The 8372-nt window shown below is 73.0% G+C and carries 2 protein-coding genes; both read right to left on the minus strand.

Annotated elements, in window-relative coordinates:
• Positions 1-6489 (minus strand): beta-ketoacyl synthase N-terminal-like domain-containing protein (locus ACFXB5_RS46425; RefSeq protein WP_385220141.1); only part of this gene is annotated, 6489 nt, incomplete at its 3' end.
• A 66-nt stretch (positions 6490-6555) separates the two neighbouring features.
• Complete coding sequence (locus tag ACFXB5_RS46430) at positions 6556-8310, minus strand: amino acid ABC transporter substrate-binding protein (protein ID WP_385220144.1); 1755 nt, start codon at positions 8308-8310, stop codon at positions 6556-6558.
• Between the last annotated feature and the right edge of the window lie 62 nt (positions 8311-8372).

An 8372-nucleotide genomic window follows, 5' to 3' on the forward strand; every position in this document is an offset into this window, starting at 1 on the left:
ACGCCACAGTGGCGGGCTTTCGAGCCCGCGCCGCGGGGGGGGCCCGGTGGCGTCTCTCGGGCCCACCTGCACCGGGGGGGCCGCGGGGTCGGTGATGTCGGTGGCGTAGGCGGTGGCCCGCGCCCCCTCGTCGGCGATGCGGGCGAGCACCGTACGGGCCTCCGGGTGGGCGGCGCCGCTGCGGGAGGCCAGCGCGAGGTGGCGTGCCCCGCAGCGGGCCAGCCAGTGGGCGGTGGCGCCGCCGAACCCGCCCAGACCGCCGGTGACGAGGTACGTCGCCTCCGGGTCCAGGGTCACGGGTGGTCGTGGTACGCGTACGGGGACCGGTTCCGCGGGGTCGAGCGTGATGACGAGCTTGCCGATGTGGCGGGAGTCCCGCAGCAGCGCCATGGCGTCGGCGATCTGGTCCGCCGGGTAGGTGAGGTGCGGCAGGGGCCGGTACGTCCCGGACGCGACGCGCTCGGCCAGTTCGTCGATCATCTGACCGGCCACCGGGCTGTCGCCCTGGAGCAGGCTGGTGAGGTCGACTCCGAAGAAGGAGAGGTCACGGGAGAACGGCCGCAGGGCGAGCGCGTTGTCGGCGAGGATGTCGCGCTTCCCGAGTTCCACGAACCGGCCGTGCGGGCGCAGCAGTTCCATGCCGCGGCCCAGCGCCTCTCCCGCCACCGAGTTGAGCACGACGTCCACCCCGCGGCCCTCGGTGATGTCGAGGACCTCGTCGGCGAAGCCGAGGCTCCGCGAGTCCAGTACGTGTTCGTAGCCGAGCAGACGCAGCAGCTGGCGTTTGGCGGGGGTGCCGGCGGTGGCGATGACGGTGGCGCCGGTGTGTTCGGCGTAGCGCAGCGCGGCCAGTCCCACTCCGCCGGCGGCTCCGTGCACGAGGATCGTCTCGCCGTGGCGGAGCCGGGCCAGGTAGTCGAGACCGTAGTGCACGGTGGCGAAGACCGTCGGGATGGTGGCCGCCTCGGTGAACGGCATGTGCTCGGGGACGGGGATGGTGAGCCGGGCCGGGCAGCGCACATGCGAGGCGAGGCTTCCGGACTGGGCGACCATCACCCGGTCGCCCACGGCCCGGCCGGTCACATCGGCGCCGACGTGGGTCACCACTCCGGCGCATTCGAGGCCCAGCAGCGGGGTTCCGGCCTCCGGTGTCTCGGCCATGGGCGGTACCAGTCCCCGGGAGACCATGATGTCGGCGTAGTTGAGCGCCGCCGCCCGCACCTCGATGACCACTTCTCCCGGTGCGGGTTCGGGTGCGGCCACCGCCGTCCAGGCCGGTCCGTCGTCCACCACGGCCAAACCGAAGGGGCGGACGGCGTGTGTGGCGGGGCGGCGCTCGGTGATCCGTGGTACGAGGCGTCCGCCCGCGGTGAGCACGGCCTCGTCCTCGTCGGTTCCGGCGAGCAGCTCCGCGCAGATGTCCGTCGCGGTCGCGCTGGGGGCCACCGCGATCCTGCGGATCCTCAGCAGGGGGTTTTCGCTGGTCAGGGTGCGTGCTTGGGCCCAAACGGCGGCCGGGGCGGGGCGTTCGGGGACGGCGGCGTGCTCGCCGGGCGTCAGCACCCAGGCGCGTACCTCGCGGCTCTCGGGCAGCGCCTGGCAGGCGGTGACCATCGCCCTGAGGATCGCCGCCTGCCGGACGACCAGGCCGACGACGTCTTCCGCGGCCCCCGCATCCTGGTCACCGAGCATCACCAGGATCCCGGTGCTCTCCCCGGTGCCGTTCAGCGCGGCGTCCCAGCGCGCGGCGTCGTCGGAGGCGTCGATGTGGCGCACCGTACGGCCCAGCCCGCGCAGCCGCGCCACCACGGCTTCGGGCAGGTCGTGGAGGCCGTCCGTCGCCACCACGAAGTGGCCGGGCGCGGCGGCATCGGGCACCGGCGTGAGCCGTTCGCGCATCCCCCGGTCGGCGAGGAGCACCGAGCAGATGGGCTCCTCGCCGAGCTGGGCCACGTCGGTGAACCCGGCGGAGCGCAGCACCTTAGGCCACCGCTCGCGGGCGAGCAGGGTGTTCTCGCGCAGTTCCGTGTCGGTGAAGCCGGTCGCCGAGGGGAGCAGCCCGTAGCAGGGGGCGAAGAGGTCGTTGTCGTGGAACTCCACGGCGAGCAATCGGCCACCGCTGTCCAGGAGTTCGGTGACGTGGCCGAGGGCCCGGCGCACATCGGTGGTGGCGTGCAGCACATTGGCGGCGATCACCAGGTCGAAGGAGGCGGCGGCGAAGCCCTGTTCGGCGGGGTCCCGGTCCAGATCCAGCGTCCGGTAGTCGAGGAACCGGTGGTCGGCGAACCGGTGGCGGGCACGCGGGAAGAACGCGCTGGAGATGTCCGTATACGTGTACGTGGTGCGGTCGGCCGGCAGCCGGGGCAGCAGCCAGGCGGTGGTGGACCCGGTGCCCGCGCCGACCTCCAGGATCCGCAGCGGCCGGTCCGTCGGCCAGCCGTCCACCAGCCCGGTGAGCAGCTCCCCGGCCATCCGGTTCAGGTAGTGGTGCACCACGGAGGTGGTGTAGTGCAGTTCGGCGAGGCGCTCGGTGTCCGAGAAGAGCAACCCCACCGGATCGACATCTCCGGTGAGCACCCCGGCCAGTTGCGGGCCGCAGCGCGCGTACAGCAGCAGTTCCGGCGCCATCGCGGGGAAGTCCCGCAGCAATTCGGTGAGCAGCCGGTCCGGTTCCGGAGTCCGGTCGAGCATGCCTTCTCGTTCGGCGAGTGCCCGCAGGTTCTCGTACAGCCCGCGGTGGGCCGGTTGCGCGCCCGCCTTCTCCAGTTCGGCGAGTGCGGCCGTCACGAAGTGGCCGGTCAGGTGTTTGACCCGGCGGACGAAGGCGGGGCCGTCGTGGCGTCGGGCCGCCTCGTCCAGCGCCGCCACCTCGGCGGCCCGCGTGGCGGCGAGCGCGGTGGCCGTCGGCAGTCCGGCCGGGCCGGTGGCCCCGGGCAGCGGTGCGGCGCGGAGCGTGCTGACGATGCGGTCGATGCCGCTCGCCGCTCCCTTGTTGCGGCGTACGTGGACTCCGCGCAGTTCCATGGCGACGGTGCCGTCCGGATCGGCGACGGTGATGTCCACCACCGCCTCGCGCAGCGTCAGGCGGCGGGTCCGGATCAGTGCCACGCCCCGGTCGGCGGGGGTCCGCCAGAAGCGGACCCGTTCCAGTTCGGCGGGCAGGAACTGGTGGACCTGCCCGTTCTCGGCGTGGGGAAGCAGCGCCGCGATGGATTGCAGCGTGGAGTCGATCAGGGCCGGGTGGGCGTGGAACCCCTGCGCCCCGGAGGGGTTGGCGTAGTCGGCGAGCACCGTGTCGTCGGCCACGGTGAGCCGCTGGACGCCGCGGAACGCCTCCCCGTACGCCAGCTCGACCTGCCGCATCCGGGCATAGTGCCGTTCCCCGGAGATCTCGGTCCGGGCGGCCGTGCGGAGGGCCGCCACATCCAGAGGCGCGGGAGGATCACTGTGCAGACGGCGCACCCGCGCCTTCGCGTGTTCCTGCCAGTCCTCGTCGCCCCGGCGGGAGGCCACGCGGAGTACTTCACCGGCGAGGTGGGTCTGCACGGTGGTGTCCATGCCGGGGTCGTCCCACGGCAGGACCAGCGCTTTGCCGATGTCGAGGCCGGTGACCTCCACGGCCCCCTCGTGGCGGGTCCGGCCCGCCGCGAGCGCCATCTCCAGGTACGCGGCGCCCGGCATCACGACCGAACCGCTGACCCGGTGGTCGCCGATCCAGCCGTGCCGGGACGGTTCGACCGGGGTCTGCCAGGTGGGTTCCACGGTCGGCAACCGGTCGCCGAGCAGTTGGTGTCCCGACTCCTGTCCGCCGCCACGCGGTCCCGCCATCCACCAATCCGGGGCGCCGTTGAGATGGTGTTCGCGCTGCCATGGGTAGGCGGGCAGCGGCACCACCCGGCCGCGTACCGGGAACCAGGTGTCCCAGTCGACCTCGGCCCCGGCGGCGAGCACGGCCGCGCAGGTGGTCCGCACCGCGGTGGCGCCTGCCGCCTCGCGGGACAGGGTGCCGACGGTGGTCACCGGCCGGTCCGCGGTGGCGCACTGCCTGCGCAGATACCCCAGCAGCACCGGATGGGGGCCGACCTCCACGATGGTGCCGCAGCCGTGTTCGTCCGCCAGCGTGGTGATGGCGGGGCCGAACAGCACCGGCTCCCGGATGTTGCGCCACCAGTATCCGGCGCCCAGCTCGGTGCCCGGCAGTGTCCCGCCGGTGACGGTGGAGACGAACGCCGCGGTCCCGGTCCGTGGCGCGAGCCCGGTCAGCGATGTGTGGAGCTGGTCCCGGATCGGCTCCATCGAGCGGCTGTGGAAGGCGTAATCCAGGTTCAGCTCCCGGAAGAAGACACCGCGGCGGAGCAATTCGTCGCCGAGCGCGGAGAGTTCTTCGGCGGGTCCGGAGAGGGTCACATCGGTGGGGCTGTTCACTCCGGCCAGCTCCAGGTCCCGGCCGTCGATCAGCGCGGTGACCTCGTCGGCGGACAACCCCACCGCGGCCATCCGCCCGCCACCCGCCGTCTCCGCCTGCGCGAGGCCGCGTTCGGCGATGACCCGGCAGGCCGCCGCCAGGTCCAGCGCCCCGCAGGCGTGCGCCGCGGCCACCTCGCCCACCGAATGGCCCGCCACCGCGGTGGGCCGGATGCCACGCTCCCGCAGCAGCGCGGTCAGCCCGATCTGCACCGCGAAGAGCAGCGGCTGGGCGACCTCCGTCCGGTGCAGTTCCGGCCGCGCGGACCTCAGTTCCGCCAGCACCGACCAGCCCAGGTGTCCGGCCAGTGCGGCGTCCACCTCGGTGACGGCGTCTTGGAACGACGCTTCGGCGTCCAGCAGTTCGGCGCCCATGCCCGCCCACTGGGCGCCGTTGCCGGAGTACACGAACGCCACCGGCCCCGGACTCGCGCCCGCCGCCGCGCCCCCGCCCACCGGAGTGCCCTCGGCGATCGTCTCCAGCAGCGCGGCGGCCTGTTCGGCGCTGTCCGCTACGACGGCGGCCCGTTCACGGTGGTGTCCGCGCCGCAGGCAGCTGGTGTAGGCGAGGTCGTAGAACGAGTCGGTGGCATCCCTGAGCCGGGCCGCGGTGCGGGTGACGGCCTCGGTGAGCGCCTCCGGGGTGGCCGCCGAGACCACCACCGGCAGGGACGTCACCTCTGGCGGCGCGGTCGCGGAGGGTATGGGCGGCGGGCCGAGGACGGCGTGGGCGTTGGCTCCGCCGAAGCCGAACGAGTTGACCGCCAGGGCCCCCGGGGCCAGGGGCCGCGCCGCGGTCACCGGCTCCAGGCCAAGACCGGAGAAGTCGATCGCGGGGTTGAGCGGTTCGGCGTGCAGCGACGCCGGAATCACCCCGTGGCGCAGCATCAGCACACATTTGAGCAGACCGGCCATGCCCGCCCCGGACTCCAGATGGCCGAGGTTCGACTTCACCGAGCCGATGGGCAGCGGAGTGCCCCGGCCCGCGCCGAGCGCATCGCCCAGCGCCCGGCATTCGATCGGGTCGCCCGCCTGCGTACCGGTGCCGTGCGCCTCCACATAGGACACGTCCTCGGGTCGCAGCCCGGCGTCGCGGTGCACCTGGCGCATCAGCCGCTCCTGGGCCTCGGCGCTGGGCAGCGAGAGCCCGGGGGTGCGCCCGTCCGCGCCCACTCCGGTGCCGAGGACCACGGCGTGCACGGTGTCCCCGTCCGCCCTGGCGTCGGCGAGGCGCTTGAGCACCACCACCGCGCCGCCCTCGGCGCGCACGTAGCCGTCGGCGTCCGCGGAGAAGGAGCGGCAGCGGCCGCTGCGGGAGAGCATGGACGCCTTGGAGAACCCGATGAAATCCCCCGGGCTCAGCAGCAGGTTGATCCCGCACGCGAGCGCCACTCCGCCGTCCCCGGCGCGCAGTTGGGCACATGCCTGGTGCAGGGCGACCAGGGAGGAGGAACAGGCGGTGTCCACCGCCATGGACGGCCCCCGCAGATCGAACAGGTGCGAGATCCGGTTGGCGGTGTTGCACAGCGCCGCCCCCGCCATCGTGTACGCCGTGATCGCCTCCGGGTGGGCGTACTGGAGCTGGCCGTAGTTGGCGTTGCTCACCCCCACATGGACCCCGGAGTCCGAACCCGCGAGGGTCCCCGGATCGATACCGGCGTCGTCGAGGGCCTCCCTGGCCATCTCCAGCAGCAGCCGCTGCTGCGGGTCCATCCGGCTCGCCTCGCGGGGCGACAGCCCGAAGAACGCGGCGTCGAATCCGGTGATGTCCGCCAGGAATCCGCCCGCGGCCGTGTACGCCTTTCCGGGGCGTCGTGGATCGGGGTCCACGAACCGGCGCGCGTCGAACCGGTCCGCGGGTATCTCACCGACCAGATCGCGGCCGGCCGCGAGCGCGGCCCACAGCCCCTCGGGCGCCGTGATGCCACCGGGCAGTCGGCAGCTGAGCCCGACGATGGCGATGTCGCCGGACTGTTCTTCGCGGGAGAACGGGGCGGGCGGTGTGGAGACCGTTCGATGTGCCATCGATCCTGACCTTACCAACGAGACCCAACGAGAGTCCCTGGTCAATCGCTTGTGGCGGGGAGGGACTCATCCCGGCCGGCCGGGGTTCTGCGGCACCACACACCGGTCGTCCGCGGCCGGGGCCCCCTTCGGCCAGGCCAGGGCCTCGAAGCTCAGCTTGCTGTGCGTCGGGTCGAGCCGGACGATGGCCAGCGCCTTGTTGTACGGGTTGCCGGCGTTCGTCAGACAGATCCAGCCGCCCGCTCCCTGGACCCGGAACGCGGAGTTCAGATTCTCGTAGTCCTCCTTGATCCGCTCCTTCGACGGGACGGGCGTCCGGGTGGTGGCCGCCGCCTTCGTCAGGGCCTTCGCGGCGGTCAGGATCACATCGTGGGTCTCGATGGCCCGTCCGTCGTCGAACCGCACCGTGCCCAGCTTCCCCGCATGGGCCCTGGCCGCGGCGCGCAGCTGCGCCATGGCCCGCTGCGGTTCGACCAGATGGCGCGGCAGGTCTCCGGGGACCGCCCCCCGCTTTTCCGCGCGCTTCTTCCAGCGCCCGACCTCCACATCCCAGGCGTCGGGGTGTGCCGGTGCCGCGTACAGGACGTTGATGGTGGGGGTGCCTGCGCCCGGGTCGCCCCGCAGCAGGGCGCGTTCCGTGCCGTCGAGGCGTTCGTCGAGGGTGGTCGCGTCGGAGCCGGAGATGACCGTGTACGACTTCTTCCTGGCGCAGTAGGTGCGGGCCAGCTTCTTCACGAACAGCTCCAGATGGAACGCCCGGCCCGCGAAGTAGACGACGCGCGCCTTGGATTCGCAGAGATTCATGGCGAAGGTCTCGAACTCGTTCGGGGTGACCCCCGCGGCCTCCGGCCCCTCCGAGGCGAACGTCATGTCCTGGGCTCCGGCACCGCTGCCCCGGGCCTCGGTGAACGCGTCCCGCAGCGACTTGTCGTAGCTGTCGCCCGGCCGGGTGTCGGCCACCAGCGCCGTCTGCGCGCGGGCCAGCCCCGGATCGTAGCGCAGCAGCGCGGCGGCCTGGTCCTTGCTGGTGGACACCACCCGAGCCAGGCCCGGATAGCGGTAGGGGCCCGGACCGTCGACGTTGGCGAAGGACTGGGAGGTGACCAGCCCGGCCACGACGGGGATCTTCAGCTCGTTGGTCAGATGGCTCATGGCCTCCTGGGTGGAGTCCAGGCTCAGGTTGAAACCCACGACCATCCGCAGCTCGGGCTCCTGGTCGACCAGCCGGTCCACCGTGAACCGCCACGCCCGGTAGTCCCGGCCCGGGTTGGCCGTCACCAGCCGGATGGGCGGGGCCGCGTCCGAGCCGTTCGCCTGGAGCTGTCCCAGATAGGCGCCCTGCACCTCGCTGAGGATCTGCCGGCGCACCGCCGGGTTGTCCGACTCCATCGGAATCATCAGCGCCACGGTCGCATGCGCTGTATGCGCGATCCGCTCGTTCTCCGCCTCGATTCCGGCGAAGACCTCGCGCATGCCCCGCAGCCCTGGCATGAAGACCCCGGTCCCGTCCGAGACGCCGACACAGTCCGCGCCCCGCATCAGCAACCGCTCGCCACAGCCGTCCGCACGGTCCCACGGAGCCCAGTTCAGCAGCCCGGCGAGCACCGCGGACACCACCGCCACGGTGCCGGCGGACAACATCGCCGGGCCCCATCGGCCCGCCCCGAGCGCGGGAAGCGGAGCCGGTGGCGGGGAGGCGAGGCGCACCTGGAGCACCCGGCTCGGCAGCGGTACGTCCTGACTGCGCCGCCACCGCTCCACCGCCTCGTCCCGGGCGCGGAACCGGTCGGGCACCGCTGCGGTGATTTCCTCGGCCGCCACGGGGGGTTGTTCGCCCCGGGGGGGGGGGGGGGGCCCCGGGGGGGGGGGGGGGGGTTTCGACG

The organism is Streptomyces sp. NPDC059455, from assembly GCF_042750115.1.
In the GTDB taxonomy this organism is placed as follows: domain Bacteria; phylum Actinomycetota; class Actinomycetes; order Streptomycetales; family Streptomycetaceae; genus Streptomyces; species Streptomyces endocoffeicus.